The sequence below is a fragment of the Vibrio proteolyticus NBRC 13287 genome, from assembly GCF_000467125.1.
Taxonomy (GTDB): Bacteria; Pseudomonadota; Gammaproteobacteria; order Enterobacterales; family Vibrionaceae; genus Vibrio; species Vibrio proteolyticus.
Genome location: NZ_BATJ01000008.1, coordinates 162,666 through 179,092, shown reverse-complemented (window position 1 = coordinate 179,092; position 16,427 = coordinate 162,666). Strand labels below are relative to the sequence as shown.

Sequence of the window (16,427 nt, the reverse complement as noted above, 5' to 3'; positions counted from 1 at the left end):
GCCCTCCGGGGCCTTTTCTCTTTTTCTTTGGTAAATTTTTAGTCTTGTTGTCAGCTCACCTCGCTCAAGGACACTCAAACAAATACGGACGTTGTCACGTGTTTCGATAGAACTTAAAGGAACTGTCTAAATATCTGGACACATTATTTTACCCTTGTTGCCCTTTACCACCATGGAACACTCTGTTTTAGGTGATCAGATATCCTAAGTATCGGTTGTAAAGAACCCTGTAATTTGGGCATGAAGCGGGACAGCTTCTACAAACGTTCATTCCCTGGATCAGCTATATATAAAAAGCCAGATTCAATTCAGGCCTAAGCTACTAAGATGCAATTATGTTTATCAGTACAAAATCCCTAAGTATTGAGAAAAATGTGATATTAATCCCATCATTATTTTTTATGGCAAAATAACTAGCAAATTGCTCTTTTTTACTACCCCACCAAGAAGTGACTTAGAGTTAAAATAACGCCATTGCAGTTTGTAATACGTAGAGTGTAGCAATGACCAAAGATAGAGCAGCTAAACATGATGAAATGGGTTATCCATTTCCCCCACCACATTCTGTTTTCTGGGAAAACGACGAAGGGTATAAGGGAATGTCTTACGATGAGGCAGTTTCTCAATTTCATGCTCAGTCACCAGAAAAGCAGGCCATGAATGTCAACCCTCTTAGGTCACCATTACAAAAGCAACAGGAAGCAAAGCGTCAAGAACAACGAGCACGCATAGAGCAACTAAGACAAGAGCGTGAAACTCAATACTCTAAGCTCTCAAACAGTTCATCGAATTCCACCAGTGCAGGTCAAAGCGCCTACGATTTCACAGAGCAGGAATGGAATAAAAACCTCAAAGAAGATTTGAAAAAATATTTGGAGGAACGACACGTTCAAACTTGCATACTGACAGTCGATGATGCAGCACGATGTGCATTAAACCTTTGGAAGCAAAAAAATGAAGAAGGTGAAACTGTCGGAACTGAGACATTGAAGCTCTTAGAGGATATACACTCTAAAGTTGATATTGGTGTTGGGCTAGTAGCCGCGGCCAAGGTTTCAAAAGCGTTAGGTAGCTTGGGAGTCACTGTAAAGCAATATGTTGACACTAAAGGCAAAGAGCGAATCATTATTTCTAGTCTTTGGAATGACGGGAAAATGCATTACGCCGTGGTAAATGGACTCAACATTAAGAAAAATCACCCATACTTAATCTCGAACCCAACAATCAAACAGCTCGGTACGCTTGCACAAGATACCGTCAAGGGCTTTAGGCAAGGTGCTGTTATTACGCTCATAGTATCGGCAGCCATTAACACCAACGAGCTTGTGTTTAATGACGATTATCACTTAGTGGATTGGTTTGGAAACGTAGGCAGTGACCTATTTAAGGCTATGGCCGTTCTAGTTTCAAGTACCTACCTACTAAGCCTCACTGTTGCGCTTGGTATTACGATGCCCATTTTAGCAGGTGTTCTTTTATGGGTAGGTGTAGATTGGGTAATTGGTGAACTTTGGGAGTCCTTTAAAGTAGAGGATCAAATTGTAAACGGATTGAAGAGTGCAACCAATGGTTAACAAACTGTCTTATTTATGTGGCGCATTATTATGTATATTTGGACTGCCTTTTGGATTGTACCTAAGTTTTGAGGATATCTACAATGTGTACTCACTTAACAGCAGTATCATCGAAGTGAGCTACTTTTTTGCCATATCTCCTATTATTATTTGGCTTATATCCATCGTTATCATAGGGAATTTTTCTTTGCTTTCTAAAAGGAAAATAAGCCTTTCTGACCTAGGAAAAAAAACGTTGGGTGTGTATATGCCATTGGGAGCTTTAATCATCTCCGTACTCATGGGGTACTACTTAAAACCAGCGATGGTTAATTATTTAATTGACCACGGATATCAGTTGAAAGAGACAATTAGAGCTTCTGCTCCTTGGCGACCAGATACTGATATCTACGTGCTTGAAAAGAAAAATACAGGCCTTTGACAAATTGCCACAGCTCACTAAAGCAATTAAGCAATTAAGCAATTAAGCAATTAAGCAATTAAGCAATTTGAAAGGTTAGCTCAATGACCAGTTTTATTCGCATACTCCGATTTTTTCTCTCTGTAGGCATCATCGTTATCTCCACTATTTTTCTTGTTAAGAACTTTAGTACGTTGTTTGACGAAGATGCAAACTATGTAGTGATACGCGGATTCATCTCACTGTGGGCTATGTTTGGTGTGTTTTTTCTTGGCATCTCAGCATTGTCCATGTCGATAGTGACGAAAGGCAGTTGGCGTCAATCTCATTTCAACCGTATTTATGTAAGTTCGATACTAATTAATGCAGCTGTATTATCACCAGCATTAGCTGGCGTTTTGAAGTACCAATTGGAAAGTAAAGCACATGGTTATGTACAGTGTGAAGACCTTTCCCGCTCATCACGCCGCTACTCTAGTGCAACCTACGCAACAACAGCAGATGAATGCCAAGAATTGGCGAAGCTCAAGCAAAAACACAACGAGTAAAAGTACACGAAGCCATGGTTAATTAATGGTTGACAAAATACTGTTTGTTATTGGATCTGCAGTCATAGTGACCATCATTCCTTTTGGAATGTATGAAATGGCTGAAAGTCTATACGCGAGTGTCTTTTTGACAAAAAATGAAGTCGAAGTTAGCTATATTTTCGGCGTGCTTCCCTTGCTCACCTCAATATGGCTACTTGCACTATTGGGATTAATTAGCCTTCCAATTAGGAAGAAAATCAACTTATCTAGTAAAACTAAAAAAATCATAGGCACCTACATCCCTATCTACACGGCTCTATTCGGAGTCGTGATAGCCATAATTGGCAAACCATTGATCGTCGAAAACTTACTGAGCCACGGATATGTACTTGAACGTACGGTCGATATAAAAACAACATTCCAGTGGGTGCTTGATAAAGAAGTTTATGTATATAGGGGCAATAATAAAGCGGATCCAAAAACATAATGATTAGGCCTACCTAGCCAAACCTGGCCTATATCAACATAACACATTGATTTTAAATTAAATTTACATCCTAAAATCAACCCTAGACTTACCTAAGGATTAAATTATAAAATCGTTGTTGAATAAAACCTTAGAGTATAGACTCTAAAAAATCATATTGAGTCAGAACGGTTTTTATGAAAATTCGTCCATTAGCAGTGCTCGCCGGAGGCTTGTGGCTGGCCAGTTCGTCTGCGTTTGCCGCAGCCATCAGCTTTGATCAGGCCTGGCAACTTCTTCAGCAGGAAAACAATTCGCTTGCCGCGCAGCGCTCCAATGTTGAGCGCTACCAGAATCTACAAAACGCAACCGGAAACCTGAATCTACCTCAAATCACGTTGGGTGCGAACTACACGGTACTTGATGATGACATTAAAGTCTCTGGCAAACAGTTGTTTGACAGCACAGGTGAGAGCATTAATGTGCCGCCGACGCTGGCCCCCATATTAGGCCCTATCCTATCGGACTTAGGGTCCGTCACATCGACGATCACTGAACGAGAGATTTTCACCTCTTCTATCCGGGCGATCTGGCCAATTTTTACGGGTGGACGCATCTCAGCCGCGCAATCTGCTGCAGAAGGTCGGAAAGAAGAAGCACAAAGTGAACTGAAGATGGAAACTCAGGCCCGCTATGAAGACCTGAGCAAATACTATTTTAGCGTTCTGCTGGCCAAAGATGTGCTCGACACACGCTTAGCTGTAGAGAAAGGGCTGACGCGACACAGAGACAATGCGCTTAAACTAGAACAACAAGGCCAAATCGCTCACGTTGAAAGACTTCAAGCTGAAGCCTCGTTAGACAAAGCGACGGTAGAGCGTAAAAAGGCACAAAAAAACCTCGATATCGCCCAGGCAGCGCTAACTCAAATCCTCAATCAGGACGATACCGTCGAGCCAAGTGGCGCATTGTTTATCAACGACAACTTACCGCCACTGAACGCATTTGTGGATCAAACCTTAAATACCTACCCGGGGCTTTCCTTACTGGATGCCAAAGAGAAGCAAGCCAGCAGCCTGATCAAAGCGGAAAAAGGGAAGTACTACCCTGAGGTCTACCTGTACGGTGATTACAACTTGTATGAAGATGACTCGCTTGCCAGTCAATTAAAACCGGATTGGCTGGTCGGTGTTGGTGTCAGTATTCCTCTGATTGAATCGTCTGGCCGGAGTGAACAAGTAAAAGCGGCTAATAATGCGGTCTCTCAGGTTCGCTACCTTAAAGCTCAGGCTCAGCAGGATCTTAAAGTGTTGGTGAAAAAAACGTACCTGGAGGCTGAACAAGCTCAAGAAGAAGTCAAAGGTCTGAACTCCAGTATCCAACTGGCTCAGGAAAACCTCAAACTGCGCCAGAAAGCTTTCTCACAAGGGCTGTCGACCTCACTCGATGTGGTCGACGCCGAGCTATACCTTGCGAGTGTACGAACCCAGCAATCTGCCGCCAGCTTCAATTATTTGTTATCCCTTACCCGGTTGCTGGCGTTATCAAGCGAAATGAACGCGTTCGACCAGTACCAACAATCCGCAATTCAGCCAAGTCAAATGAATCAATAGGTGGAAAATGAAACTCGTAAAACCGACTATTATTGCCGTCTCCGCCATCGCTCTGACTGCGTGGATTGGCTACAGTTTTTATCAGGCGTACCAACCCGAGCCTGTACGCCTTCAGGGGCAAATTGAATCGCAGCAGTACAGCATTTCCTCCAAAGTTGCTGGCCGTATTGATCAGGTTTTGGTTCGCAAAGGAGATGAGATTAAACAAGGTCAGTTGATCTTCACCATCCACAGCCCAGAGATTGAAGCCAAGCTCGAACAAGCCGTGGCGGGCCAGAGAGCCGCTGGCGCTCTGGCGGAAGAAGCAGAAAACGGCACGCGCGAACAACAGATTCGTGCCGCGCAGGATCAGTGGCAAAAAGCCAAAGCCGCGGCGCTGCTGGCTGAGAAGACCTACCTGCGAATCAACAACTTGTATAACGAAGGCGTCGTGGCGGAACAAAAACGCGATGAGGCCCTCACGCAGTGGCAAGCAGCCAAATACACAGAGAGTGCTGCGCTGCAAATGTACAATCTTGCTAAAGAAGGCGCGCGAGAAGAGATCAAAACTGCTGCCGCCGAAAAAGCCAAAGCCGCTGCTGGCGCCGTGGCTGAAGTACAGGCCATTGCTGAAGACACCAAAATTGCCAGTTGGTTTGATGGTGAGGTATCGCAAGTTTTGCTGCGTAGTGGCGAACTTGCACCACAGGGATTCCCTGTAGTGACGGTTATTGATACACAAGACTCATGGGCCGTGTTGAATGTGCGAGAAGATCAACTGAAGCATTTTGAAAAAGGCACTGAATTCACCGCTTATTTGCCGGCGCTGGATAAAGAACTCACCTTTAAGGTCAGCCACATTGCCGCGATGGGCGACTTTGCAACCTGGCGTTCCACCGACGCTTCCCAGGGTTTTGACCTACGTACTTTTGAAGTAGAAGCCCGGCCGATCACGCCAGTGAAAAATCTGCGCATGGGCATGAGTGTCGTGGTAAGTCTGTAAGATGAATCTACACATTCCCTCCCAACGGCAACTGCTTAGACGGGATAAATGGCTACTCTCTTGCCTGACCTGGGTGCCGGTCATGCTGGCAATCATGCTATGGTGGATTTTCTCTCATGGCATTGCCCGAGATTTGCCGATTGGTGTGGTTGACCTTTCACACAGCTCACTGTCCCGTACACTCAGTCGAGACTATGACGCAACGTCTGCCATGAGCGTTGATTATCAGTTTCAGGATGTCGCTCAGGCACGTCAGGCCTTAATTCAGGGCGATGTGTACGCTTACGTCATTATCCCGGCCAATTTTGACAAAGACATATACCGCAGCATGCCACCCCAGGTTTCTGTTTTTTATAACAGCCAGTTCATCTTAGTCGGTAAGCTGATCAAATCCTCGGTTGCTGCCGCTCAGGGCACATTCAACGCCAAAGTTGATGTGATGCGCAATCTGGCTAAAGGCAACACCACCACGCTCAGTGCAATGGGTCAGGCATTGCCGGTGCGTACTCAGATCACTGCCCTGTTCAATAAAAACTCAAACTATGCCCAGTTTCTGATCGGCGCCATTGTGCCCGCGTTGTGGCAAATTAGTATGGTGGCCAGCACCATACTGATCCTTGCTGCCAACCAGCGTGCGGTCGCCCTGACCACGTGGCTGAGTGAGCGGCCGCTTGCGACTATCGCCAGAACTCTGGCTGGCTATGTCCCGCTCTTTCTGGCTCAAGGCGTGGCTTTTCTCATCTGGTTCTATCAACTGATTGAATGGCCGATGCATGGCAGCCTGAGTGCCTTGATTCTGGCGCAGCTTGTGACCGTGATAGCTTGTATGATCATGGGAAGCTTCTTTTTCTTCATGACGCTGGACGCTGCCCGGGCACTGAGTCTTGGCGGCGCGTTTACCGCTCCCAGCCTGGCATTTATGGGTATTACCTTTCCGGCAACCGACATGAACAGCCTCGCTCAGTTCTGGCGTAGTCTGCTGCCCATCAGTCACTATATTGAAGTTCAAGTAGCACAGGTGAGTTATGGCGCCGACGTACTTACGTCTCTGTACCATCTATTGCCTATGGCGGGATACGTCGTACCGCTCGGGCTGACTTTGCTGTTCGTTCGCAAACATCTCGCGAAAGCGCGCCAGGAGGAAGTGTCTGTATGAGTTTCTTTGAACTGGTGAAAGCCGAATGCAAAGCTTTGTTTACGAACCCTGCCGTCGTTCTGACGATATTTGGCGGGCTGGTCTTTTATTCGTTTCTCTATCCACTTCCCTATGCCAAACAGGTACCTCAGCAACAACGGATCAGTATCGTTAACCTGGATAAGAGTCAGACCAGCTACCAACTAGAACGCATGGTAGACGCCACATCACAAGTTGAGGTTGTCCAGCGTGATGACTCCATCGCCAGTGCCGAACAAGCGTTTCTAGAGGGCAAGGTCAGCGGCATATTGGTGATACCGGAACATTTTTATCGCGATCTGCTGCTTGGAATCAGCCCAACGCTCGCCTACGCCGGTGATGCGTCCTACTTTCTGGTGTATGGCACCATCGTCGAGGGTCTGGCCGAAGCTGGCGGCACCCTGTCTGCACAGGCGAAGGTGTCGAGGCTGGTATTAGAGGGCGAGCCGTTGTCGCTGGCCAGTCAACAGTATGCACCGGTCAAGCTCAACATGAAGCCGACTTTTAACCCACGCGGCGGTTATGTGGATTACGTGGTGCCCGCGGTGTTTGTCCTGATCCTACAACAAACTCTGGCCATGGCTTCTGGCCTGATGGGGGGAACACAGAAATACGGTCACGGATACTGGAACCGGGTGTCTGCCCCCATGTTGATCACCGCCAGAACCTTAGTGCTGACCATCATCTACTACGTCATGAGCATGTATTATTTTGGTGCCAGCTTTACGATGCACGGTATCAGCCAACTTGCTCAAGCCAGCCAACTGCTGGCTCTGCTGCTGCCCTTCTTGTTATCGACCATCTTTATCGGTATCTGGCTCGGCGCAGTGACACCTCGGCGCGAACTGGTGACTGTGGTCGTCCTGATCAGTTCAATGCCACTGGTGTTTGCCGCTGGGTTTATCTGGCCGGTTGAAGCGATTCCGGCTCCGATTGTCTGGGTATCGCACCTGTTTCCAAGTACCGTCGCGATTCAGGGTTACCTCAAACTTAACCAGATGGGCGCGAGTTGGCATCAGGTTGCCAGTGAATACACACAACTGTGGGCGCTGACACTTGCGTGGGGCGCCATTGCGCTGATCAGTTATCGAAAGAGTCAAAAACAATGGGTCTGTTGACACAACAATGTCAGACCCTACTCATCGTTCGGTGAGTTTTGAGTCATATCTGAGAATCGGGTCTCTATTGAGGCCCGATTGTGGTTTAAGATGGCAGATGAACCTATAAGATATCAACATCCAATCCAACACGCGCGCCTATATGCAACCTAACACCCACAGAAAGCCTGAAATTAAGATACGTTCGTTTCTGGCGATCATCTTAGTCCCTCTGCTGATTGTTATCCCAACAGCGGTCTATCTGGCGGTCTCTGGCGTGCAACGTGATTTGCGTACAATTGCTGACGCATACACTCACAGGATTGACGAAGTCATTACTGAACTGAGAGATGAAAACCGTCGGGCCATACAGCACGCTGACCGCTGCGAAGCGATTCGGGAAGAACTGTTGTTTGAGAGCATACTGCGTGAGTTGATCATCGTAAAAAACGGGGTGGCAGTCTGCTCATCAAAACGGGGAGAAATCGATCATAACCTCACCGACTTCATTCATCGTGACGGCGTCACCTCTGGCGAGTATCTAATTGACCTGAGTAAAGACCCGGCGCAGCGTACTTTGATCGTGGTTGATACACTGCCCGGCGATAAGTTCTCCGGCGCTTTTTCCATCGTTGAGCGCGGCTACTTAGTCGATCGCATCGGTCGGGTAGAAAATGACAAACTCAGTTATATTCGGGCGCGTTTTGGGGAACGTACCTACCCCGCCGGACAGTCGTTTCATTCAGAGTCACTGCACCTGATATATCCTTCAAAGCAATATGATTACTCATTGCTGGTTGAAGCCAAGCGCGAATTCATTCTCCGGGAGCTCCTCTACTTTATCGCCAGTGGTATCCCGGTTTCTCTGATGATCTCTGCTCTGTTTCTCGTCACCACACGCTATCTGCGTAATCGTGAATCTCTGCTGGATGATTTGAAAAAGGGATTAAAACGTAGCGAGTTGTTTCTGGTGTATCAACCGATCATCGACGCCAGCCAGAATAAAGTGACCAAGCTGGAAGCCCTCGTCCGCTGGAAACATCCTACTCTCGGGTTGATCGGCCCGGACACCTTTATCTCCATTGCTGAATACCATAACCTGGTGGATGAGATCACTGATTTCGCTCTTGAACGTGCGTTAACTGAATTGACCGAGTTACCGCTGAGCAAAGGCATTCAGGTGGCGATCAATATTCCGCCGTCTTACCTGCATAACCCGGATAATATTGATGCTCTGATTTATTACAACAGCGAGTTCAAGCAGCAGGGATACGAGCTTTGTGTTGAAATTACCGAACGTCAGATGCTCGATGAGCTCAGCCGGAACGAAGTAAATAACCTTCACCACCAAGGTTTGTCCATTGCAATTGATGACTTTGGTACCGGGCACACCTCCCTGTCAGTGCTGAAAGACATACGTTTCAGTTTTCTGAAAATCGACAAGTGTTTTATTGACACAATTGGCATTGATACCGTCAACGCCATGGTGCTGACCACCATCATTGATTTGGGGCACAAACTGGGGGTACGGCTGATTGCCGAAGGAATAGAAACGCAAGCGCAGGCCGATTACCTCAAAGCGCAGAAGGTGCACTTCCTACAGGGCTTTTACTTTGCCAAACCAATAGCGGCGCCCGAACTATCGGCCTGTATTACGGATATCGATCAACGCACGTGAATCCGAGCTGTCCGATCAAAAGCCGCGTTTTTTCCAGAACTGGCCTTCGTCTCTCGCTACCAGATGGAACGTTTTCTCAGCGATGGTTCTACCGTTAAGTTCAATACGCATTTGCCATTGGCCCAGTTTGTCATTCACTGGAGCCCAAATAGTATCGCCAAGATAGAAGTCCCAGTCGTTGCTGCCGACATGCTCTTCACCCTCAAAAGGCGCCAGCGGATCCCCTTTCTTACTCAAAATACCCGGGTGGTCAATACAGTAATGAATGACGGCCCCTTTGGCTTTTTTGATGTTGACGATAAACCCGAACTCGACATCAATGTCTGCTGGTACGTGCGTCGTAAACTCTTGAATTTTAGGAAGGTGCTTAGATTTTGAATCCCATGTGGAATAAATTCCGTAAGACGTCATTTCAATTATCGGGGATCGCTTTGCCACGCCTGCCACCTTTTTCGCATTTCTTTAATAGTGTGTTCATCAACACCGTGGATATTCTGATATTCGCCATCACACTCGATCACTTCCAGACGCGCACCATAAACTTGCGCCATTTTCTGATAGACCCGCATTTCCCAGCGCCGGATAAATGTATTGGCGACCACAACATCCTGACCGGCAGCTAGACAACGTTTGGTTTGGGCCTGGCACCAATGGTGAGCTCGCGCAATATGATCAGCATCATAGTGATACTCCCCTTCGTCATTGAGGAAATACATGTCGGCTTCGAAATGATGGGCATTCATGGTTTTTGCTAAGGTCGATTTCCCCGACCCTGGAAGCCCACGAATTAATGTCAGTGTTGGTGCCATTTGCTGTCCAGACTTAAGATCAAGAGGCGATATTAAGGAAAAATGCGTCAATTGGCTATCGACATCTCAAATTGATTAGGTTAACTTTGGAAGTATAGACGTCCAGAAAGACAAGCTTAGGGAGAAAGCTGTGCCGATCAAGATCCCCGATCAATTACCTGCTACGGATATTTTGCGCAACGAGAATATCTTTATTATGGCGGAATCACGTGCATCCACTCAGGAGATTCGTCCACTTAAGGTGCTGATCCTGAACTTGATGCCAAAGAAGATTGAGACCGAAACCCAATTCCTGCGTCTGTTGTCCAACTCCCCACTTCAGGTGGATGTTGAGTTGCTGAGAATCGATGATCGTCCAAGTAAAAACACACCAACGGAACATCTGGACACCTTCTATCGTCAGTTTGAAACCATTAAGAATCGCAATTTCGATGGTCTTATCATTACAGGCGCCCCGCTAGGTTTGGTTCAGTTTGAAGATGTTCTCTACTGGGAGCACCTTCAGACCATTATGGCATGGGCTAAAGCGCATGTGACATCAACCCTTTATGTCTGCTGGGCGGCTCAGGCAGGGCTAAAACTTCTGTACGACTTGCCCAAACGTACGCGTAAAGAGAAGTTGTCTGGTGTTTACCATCATGAGATTCACGATCCACACCATCCGGTTCTGCGCGGCTTTGATGATACATTTTTAGCACCACACTCCCGCTACGCTGATTTCTCACCGGAATTTCTCAATGAACATACCGATCTGGACATTCTGGCCACGTCCGATATTGCCGGTGTTTATCTCGCCTCCACGAAAGACAAGCGCAATGTGTTTGTCACCGGGCACCCTGAATACGATGCCATGACACTGCACAACGAGTACATCCGCGATTTAGGTGAAGGCATGGAACCGGCGATCCCAATCAACTACTACCCAAACAACAACCCGGACAATAAGCCAATTGCCAGTTGGCGCAGTCACGGGCATTTGTTGTTCTCTAACTGGCTGAACTACTGCGTTTATCAACAAACACCGTACGATCTTGAACATTTCAGCGAAGACAAGTTTACTCGGGACGAGAACTGACGGTTGGGATTGGTTACACCGCCAGCAACTGGCGGTGCAATCTCATGTATATTGCCAGACAGATCGCATTGTCATGCTCCGGAATACTGAAATCCGTCACTCTGACTTATCATACGAGCGTGATTTCAAAGGAGTGAACCATGCGGCTTTGTTTTGTGGCCTGTCTGTTGCTGACCCTCACGGGGTGCATATCGGTATCGGACAACCAACAGACAGAATTTAAACCTAACCCTGTTGATATGTCAGAATCAAGAATAGCCCTAGGGCTGGGTTATCTGGATCAGGGCAACATGCCCCGTGCCCGTGAGAATCTGGAACAGGCTCTCAAGCACGCTCCCGACTACTATCGCGCCCAACTGTCCATGGCCTACTACTACGAAGCCGTAGGTGAAGCAGAATCGGCTGCAGCGCAGTATCGTCAGGCTCTCAAACAGCACCCTCACAATGGCAACGTTTTGAATAATTACGGCACGTTTTTGTGTAAGCATGGTAAATACAACCTGGCAGATATTTACTTCAATAAAGCCATCCACCAGCCGGACTATTACCAGGTCGCGTCTTCTTATGAAAATGCCGCGTTTTGCGCCTTAAAGTCAGGCGATAAAGCACAAGCCAAAAACTATTTCCAGCAGGCCGTCGATCACAACCCAAACCGGATTCGTGCGCTATTCCAGTTAACCCAGTTGGATATCGATCAAAAAGACTATACCAATGCCAGACAACGCCTGTTGCAGTTTCAGGAAAAATGGGGCGTGCATCGCGCCTCATTGGAAATGCTGATAAAAGTCGAAGAAAAAGCGGGCAACACCCAAATGAAGAACAGCTACCAAAATCAACTGCTGGCTCTAAGCCATTAAAAAAGCGAGCCGCAGCTCGCTTGCATTATCTTTGCTTGGCTTTAAACCAACGCGCTCTTTGCTCCGGCGTTTGAAACGTCCAGGCGATAAAGCGACTGATTTTCTGTCCCTGACTCATTTCATAAACCCGTGCTTCTGCCGCGCCAGCTTTCTCCAGATTTTTTCTCATCCAGCGAACGTTCTCTTTTTTTGAGAGCAAACTGGTAAACCACAATACCTGAGCGCCAAAGTCACGGCTCTCAAACGCCATGTTCTTAATAAACGACGCTTCGCCACCCGGACACCAGAGTTCAGCTTTCTGACCACCAAAATTCAATACGGTGTTGGCATCCTTGGCCGGTTTTGCAGATTGATAGGACTGGCCTCGCTTTGCCCGGTTTTCATTCAGATTACGTAATTTCCGCTGTGTCCCTTGCTCCGCTTCCGCCAATGATTTGTGAAACGGCGGATTGCAGGTGGTAATGTCGTAATATTCACCCGGTTGGATGATACCTTGAAACGTAAAACGACTCTGTTCCTGAAGCCGACATGTCACTAAGCCAGCAAGAGAACGATTGTTAGCTACGATCTGATTGGCATTTTTGACCGATACCGGATCAACGTCACTGCCTACATAACGCCATCCATACGCAACAGAAGCCACAATCGGATATATGCAGTTCGCCCCCACACCGATATCCAACGCCTGAATCTGGTTGTGCTTTAATCCTGGGCATTCGTTGCTCAGCAGTTCGGCAGCGCGATGAATGTAATCAGCCCGCCCGGGAATCGGTGGACACAAATAGCCTTGAGGAATATCCCACGCCTGAACACCATAATAGTGTGCCAAAAGTGCCTTGTTCAGACATTTCACGGCCGTCGGATCCGAAAAATCGATACTTTGCTCACCTTTTGGATTTTTGACCACGTGAGCTTTCAGCTCCGGCAGCGCTCTAACCAGTTCCAGAAATGGATAACGTCCCCGGTGCGGGTTGTTGGCGTGTAAGCCCGCTTTTCCTTTTATCGTTTTAAATACCATGCTGCTTTGGGATTCGGCCTGTGTCTTTCCTTGGGCGACTGCACGCTGTAACGATCGGTTATTTTTTTTAGTCATATTGGTTTACTGGTTTTTCAGTTCCTGATAAATCATGAACAAGCGGGCATCAAGTTCGAGTTGGTGGTAATCCGGCTCCATATGACAACAAAGTTGATAAAATGCTTTGTTGTGCTCTTTTTCTTTAAGATGGGCCAGCTCATGAACCACCAACATCTTCAACAGAGGTTCTGGTGCATCTTTAAAGATACTGGCAATACGTATTTCATTCTTCGAACGAATTTTTCCACCATGCACTCGTGAAGCATAGGTATGAAGTCCCAGAGCATTGTTAATGAGATGAATTTTGCTGTCGTAAATGACTTTGCTCAATGGGGCCGCTTTCTTCATAAAACGATTTTTGAGCGCCATCGTGTAATCAAGCAGGGCTTTCTCACTCTTGATAGTGTGTTTTTCTGGGTAGCGATGCTCGAACCAGCGCACTAACTTACCGGATGTCACCAAAGACTCTACTTGCTCAACAATGTGCTGCGGGTACCCGTGCACGTAACGAAGTGAAGAATGCATGACTCACCAACTCTGCCATCATGTCCTGAAATGAAAGGCGGCAAGTGTATCAGATATGCACGGCCGTGTTGACAACTGAAATGGCCAGCGAGCGCTTTTGTCTCGGGTCGGTTTTCGCTACACTAGCCTGCTAAATTTTCGAAAACCCGTATAGCTATGAAACGTGTTGTTCTGTACGTCAAAGACAAATGCCCACACTGCAAAGATGCTCAACGTTATCTGGAATCAAAAAACATTCCGTATCGTCTTTGCAATGCAAAAATGCAGCGTGGCCGCAAAGAGCTGGATGCCATCGGCGCCCGTTCTCTGCCGGTACTTAAAATTGGCGATCGTATTATGATTGGTTGGAATCCTGCCAACTTCGAAAAAATGTACCGCTCCAAATAGCGAACGGTTAAAACGACAAAAGCCCCGAGAATATCGGGGCTTCTGTATTTTACATGTCAGTAAAGAAAGACTTACTGTTCAACCGTGTACTCAAATTCTGGTACGTACACATCAACACGGCGGTTCTTAGCACGGCCTTCTCTGGTCGAGTTATCTGCAACCGGATTGCTCTCCCCTTCACCGCGGGCAGAGATGCGATTAGCCGAGATACCACGCTTCATCAGATCATTTTTAACAGATTGCGCGCGTTTCTCTGAGATCATCTGGTTATACTTTTCCGTACCGGAAGAGTCGGTATGCCCCACGAGTTCGACATTGGCTTGAGGATACTTGTTGAGGAAATCCACCAGCTCACCCAAGTGCTGTTCACTTTCAGGTTTTAGCTCGGTGCTGTTGAGCGCGAACAGGCCAGAACCCAGTAGCGACGCTTCGTAAGTTTTGGTCATAACCACAGGCTCTTCGACAACCATCTCCTCTTCCACCATCATCACCGGCTCTTCTTCGGCACCAAACTTGAATGCCACACCCAGTGTTGCAGAATTGGCTTCTGCGCGAACGATATCATTGTTGATGTCTGTCAGTACCTGGTACTCCAGACGGACCGCAACTTTCTTGTGTGGGTCAAGTTGCAGACCGACCGCACCCAGATAAGAGGCGTCGTTTTCGTCACCATAGTCGACGTACGCACCACCAAACTTGCCGTAGACAGAGAACGAGTCGGTTAAATAGAGGTTGAGTTTCGGTGCCAGAGTGAACGCCTGAACGGAATCGTCGTCAAGACCAGCAGCATCAAACTTACCTAAGTGATCGTAGCCAGCTTCAAGTGACAGAAAATCCCAGAACTGGTAACCACCAAAGACACCCAGAGTCACATCTTCGTCATCACATGCGGATGTAGAAGTACATGCGTCATCCAGCCAAGATTTACCTGCTTTAGCACCGAGATAAAACTCAGCCATTGCAGACGTTGACGCCAATAACATTGACGCTGAAATTAGTGCAGCGAGCTTTTTCATTGTCATTCCTTAGTCTGTTTTTCTAATTACATTCCAGCTACGCACTTTTACCACTGCGCAACCTTATGAACATAGATTGGAACAAACAAAAGTCAAACCAGACAAAGCGGAAACAAATTGAATTTATTAAAATTAATGAAACAAATTGTGTACCATTCCAAAAAACTCGAAAAATAATGAGAACTTTCTTGATTTTTGGCTGTCTGCCGACTCTGTACCCAAGAATCACACATAGCGCTTGATGAATTCGATGAAAGTACGGTCCGCTTTCGACAAATATCCGTCTTTACGCCAGGCCAGAGCTAAATCGAGCATAACGGGCTGTTGAAAGGAAATACCAACCACGTCCTTTTCGTGCTGAGTCACCAGCTCCAGCAATGCCGTAATCGCGAATTCGTGCTTTACAATACTGAGTATCATCGGCAACAAATTGGTTTCAAACGAAAATTTCATGCTCAGCCCATATTTCTCACACACAGCGTCAATGAAGTCCCGGTGAAAGTAGCCCGGTTTGAACATCACTAACTCGTGCTCAAAAAATTCGTCAAAGGTAAGCGATGCTCGCTCCGCCAATGGATGATCTCGACCCACCACTGCGACCATTTCCGACGTCAGCAGATGGTCCGTTTCCAGATCGTCCGGCACATCCGCATTATTGATCACGCCGATATCCAGCTCACCGTCCAGAAGCATCTGACGTATTGATTGTGTTCCGGCATCGATCAAGGTCAGTTTCAGGTTCGGGTAATGACTTTTGAACGCCATAACAATCTCAGGAAAAAAGTACGACCCCATCATACTTGGCGCCCCCAACCTGACCTCTCCTTTTTCCAGACCGATCAGTTCATCCATGGCCAGTTTAGCGTCATCGAATTGTTGCAGGATGCGCTTGGCATGTTCATAGAGCACCTTCCCTTCGTAGGTCAACTCAACCTTACGGTCTTGCCGACGAAACAGCTCCACGCCTAATTGAGCTTCAAACTTGCGAATGGAGATACTCAGTGCAGGCTGAGCTATGTGCAGGGCTTTCGCCGCCATGGTGAAATGTCCGTGGTCAGCGACAGCGACAAAATGTTTCAGTTGGCGACTGTCCATAGTGAATATAAAAAATATATCATTGTGATATTTTTAATATATTTAATTAATCCAGAAGTAAATGATAACTTAAT

Annotated in this window: 18 protein-coding genes; 12 read left to right on the top strand and 6 right to left on the bottom strand. The window is 47.0% G+C overall.

Annotated elements, in window-relative coordinates:
* The first annotated feature begins 503 nt into the window (after nt 1-503).
* The 9 genes from VPR01S_RS11785 (at nt 504) to VPR01S_RS11745 (ending at nt 9,514) form a co-directional block, all read left to right on the top strand.
* The gene (locus VPR01S_RS11785) at nt 504-1,574 is read left to right on the top strand and encodes a hypothetical protein (RefSeq protein ID WP_021705558.1); all 1,071 of its coding nucleotides are present in this window, start codon (nt 504-506) and stop codon (nt 1,572-1,574) included.
* Complete coding sequence (locus VPR01S_RS11780; protein WP_021705557.1) at nt 1,567-1,995, top strand: hypothetical protein; 429 nt, start codon at nt 1,567-1,569, stop codon at nt 1,993-1,995. The genes VPR01S_RS11785 and VPR01S_RS11780 overlap by 8 nt, the downstream gene beginning before the upstream one ends.
* A gap of 83 nt (nt 1,996-2,078) precedes the next feature.
* Nucleotides 2,079-2,522, top strand: coding sequence for a hypothetical protein (locus VPR01S_RS11775; RefSeq protein ID WP_021705556.1), 444 nt, complete (start codon nt 2,079-2,081; stop codon nt 2,520-2,522).
* Nucleotides 2,523-2,547: 25 nt separating this feature from the next.
* The gene (locus VPR01S_RS11770) at nt 2,548-2,991 is read left to right on the top strand and encodes a hypothetical protein (protein WP_021705555.1); all 444 of its coding nucleotides are present in this window, start codon (nt 2,548-2,550) and stop codon (nt 2,989-2,991) included.
* A 176-nt stretch (nt 2,992-3,167) separates the two neighbouring features.
* Nucleotides 3,168-4,583, top strand: coding sequence for a TolC family protein (locus VPR01S_RS11765; protein WP_021705554.1), 1,416 nt, complete (start codon nt 3,168-3,170; stop codon nt 4,581-4,583).
* A gap of 7 nt (nt 4,584-4,590) precedes the next feature.
* Complete coding sequence (locus VPR01S_RS11760; RefSeq protein WP_021705553.1) at nt 4,591-5,565, top strand: HlyD family secretion protein; 975 nt, start codon at nt 4,591-4,593, stop codon at nt 5,563-5,565.
* Between the two features lies 1 nt (nt 5,566).
* Nucleotides 5,567-6,721, top strand: coding sequence for an ABC transporter permease (locus VPR01S_RS11755; protein ID WP_021705552.1), 1,155 nt, complete (start codon nt 5,567-5,569; stop codon nt 6,719-6,721).
* Entirely contained in the window at nt 6,718-7,857 is a 1,140-nt protein-coding gene (locus tag VPR01S_RS11750; protein ID WP_021705551.1) for an ABC transporter permease, read from the top strand. Before VPR01S_RS11755 ends, VPR01S_RS11750 begins: the two co-directional genes overlap by 4 nt.
* A gap of 142 nt (nt 7,858-7,999) precedes the next feature.
* Nucleotides 8,000-9,514: an EAL domain-containing protein gene (locus tag VPR01S_RS11745; RefSeq protein ID WP_021705550.1), complete on the top strand. Its 1,515-nt coding sequence runs from the start codon at nt 8,000-8,002 to the stop codon at nt 9,512-9,514.
* Between the two features lie 15 nt (nt 9,515-9,529).
* Here the strand turns inward: VPR01S_RS11745 and VPR01S_RS11740 are convergent, their stop codons facing one another.
* Entirely contained in the window at nt 9,530-9,952 is a 423-nt protein-coding gene (locus VPR01S_RS11740) for a DUF3859 domain-containing protein (RefSeq protein ID WP_040902628.1), read from the bottom strand.
* Complete coding sequence (locus VPR01S_RS11735) at nt 9,931-10,323, bottom strand: AAA family ATPase (protein WP_021705548.1); 393 nt, start codon at nt 10,321-10,323, stop codon at nt 9,931-9,933. The genes VPR01S_RS11740 and VPR01S_RS11735 overlap by 22 nt, the downstream gene beginning before the upstream one ends.
* A gap of 130 nt (nt 10,324-10,453) precedes the next feature.
* On the opposite strand from VPR01S_RS11735, the gene metA reads away from it, so the two are divergent.
* Nucleotides 10,454-11,398, top strand: coding sequence for a homoserine O-acetyltransferase MetA (metA, locus tag VPR01S_RS11730; protein ID WP_021705547.1), 945 nt, complete (start codon nt 10,454-10,456; stop codon nt 11,396-11,398).
* Nucleotides 11,399-11,538: 140 nt separating this feature from the next.
* Nucleotides 11,539-12,255 (top strand): type IV pilus biogenesis/stability protein PilW, encoded by a 717-nt coding sequence (gene pilW / locus VPR01S_RS11725; protein WP_021705546.1) that lies wholly within the window; start codon nt 11,539-11,541, stop codon nt 12,253-12,255.
* 25 nt (nt 12,256-12,280) lie between these two features.
* On the opposite strand, the gene rlmF is transcribed toward pilW, so the two are convergent.
* On the bottom strand, nt 12,281-13,348 hold the full coding sequence (gene rlmF, locus VPR01S_RS11720; RefSeq protein WP_021705545.1) for a 23S rRNA (adenine(1618)-N(6))-methyltransferase RlmF: 1,068 nt from the start codon (nt 13,346-13,348) through the stop codon (nt 12,281-12,283).
* Nucleotides 13,349-13,354: 6 nt separating this feature from the next.
* Nucleotides 13,355-13,855 (bottom strand): M48 metallopeptidase family protein, encoded by a 501-nt coding sequence (locus tag VPR01S_RS11715; RefSeq protein ID WP_021705544.1) that lies wholly within the window; start codon nt 13,853-13,855, stop codon nt 13,355-13,357.
* Nucleotides 13,856-14,011: 156 nt separating this feature from the next.
* Between VPR01S_RS11715 and VPR01S_RS11710 the strand changes: the two genes are divergently transcribed.
* A complete protein-coding gene (locus VPR01S_RS11710) occupies nt 14,012-14,242 on the top strand; it encodes a glutaredoxin family protein (protein WP_021705543.1) in 231 nt (76 codons plus the stop codon).
* A gap of 71 nt (nt 14,243-14,313) precedes the next feature.
* Here the strand turns inward: VPR01S_RS11710 and VPR01S_RS11705 are convergent, their stop codons facing one another.
* Nucleotides 14,314-15,258, bottom strand: coding sequence for an OmpA family protein (locus VPR01S_RS11705; RefSeq protein ID WP_021705542.1), 945 nt, complete (start codon nt 15,256-15,258; stop codon nt 14,314-14,316).
* Between the two features lie 225 nt (nt 15,259-15,483).
* Nucleotides 15,484-16,353 (bottom strand): LysR family transcriptional regulator, encoded by an 870-nt coding sequence (locus tag VPR01S_RS11700; RefSeq protein ID WP_021705541.1) that lies wholly within the window; start codon nt 16,351-16,353, stop codon nt 15,484-15,486.
* Nucleotides 16,354-16,427 lie beyond the last annotated feature (74 nt).

Excerpts from the sequence above, each read along its gene's own strand:
- VPR01S_RS11765 (WP_021705554.1), top strand. The coding sequence starts at position 3,168 with ATGAAAATTCGTCCATTAGCAGTGCTCGCCGGAGGCTTGTGGCTGGCC.
- VPR01S_RS11755 (WP_021705552.1), top strand. The coding sequence starts at position 5,567 with ATGAATCTACACATTCCCTCCCAACGGCAACTGCTTAGACGGGATAAA.
- rlmF (WP_021705545.1), bottom strand. The coding sequence starts at position 13,348 with ATGACTAAAAAAAATAACCGATCGTTACAGCGTGCAGTCGCCCAAGGA.
- VPR01S_RS11770 (WP_021705555.1), top strand. The coding sequence starts at position 2,548 with ATGGTTGACAAAATACTGTTTGTTATTGGATCTGCAGTCATAGTGACC.
- VPR01S_RS11750 (WP_021705551.1), top strand. The coding sequence starts at position 6,718 with ATGAGTTTCTTTGAACTGGTGAAAGCCGAATGCAAAGCTTTGTTTACG.
- VPR01S_RS11735 (WP_021705548.1), bottom strand. The coding sequence starts at position 10,323 with ATGGCACCAACACTGACATTAATTCGTGGGCTTCCAGGGTCGGGGAAA.
- VPR01S_RS11710 (WP_021705543.1), top strand. The coding sequence starts at position 14,012 with ATGAAACGTGTTGTTCTGTACGTCAAAGACAAATGCCCACACTGCAAA.
- VPR01S_RS11775 (WP_021705556.1), top strand. The coding sequence starts at position 2,079 with ATGACCAGTTTTATTCGCATACTCCGATTTTTTCTCTCTGTAGGCATC.
- VPR01S_RS11705 (WP_021705542.1), bottom strand. The coding sequence starts at position 15,258 with ATGAAAAAGCTCGCTGCACTAATTTCAGCGTCAATGTTATTGGCGTCA.
- VPR01S_RS11760 (WP_021705553.1), top strand. The coding sequence starts at position 4,591 with ATGAAACTCGTAAAACCGACTATTATTGCCGTCTCCGCCATCGCTCTG.
- VPR01S_RS11700 (WP_021705541.1), bottom strand. The coding sequence starts at position 16,353 with ATGGACAGTCGCCAACTGAAACATTTTGTCGCTGTCGCTGACCACGGA.
- VPR01S_RS11785 (WP_021705558.1), top strand. The coding sequence starts at position 504 with ATGACCAAAGATAGAGCAGCTAAACATGATGAAATGGGTTATCCATTT.
- VPR01S_RS11780 (WP_021705557.1), top strand. The coding sequence starts at position 1,567 with ATGGTTAACAAACTGTCTTATTTATGTGGCGCATTATTATGTATATTT.
- VPR01S_RS11715 (WP_021705544.1), bottom strand. The coding sequence starts at position 13,855 with ATGCATTCTTCACTTCGTTACGTGCACGGGTACCCGCAGCACATTGTT.
- pilW (WP_021705546.1), top strand. The coding sequence starts at position 11,539 with ATGCGGCTTTGTTTTGTGGCCTGTCTGTTGCTGACCCTCACGGGGTGC.
- VPR01S_RS11745 (WP_021705550.1), top strand. The coding sequence starts at position 8,000 with ATGCAACCTAACACCCACAGAAAGCCTGAAATTAAGATACGTTCGTTT.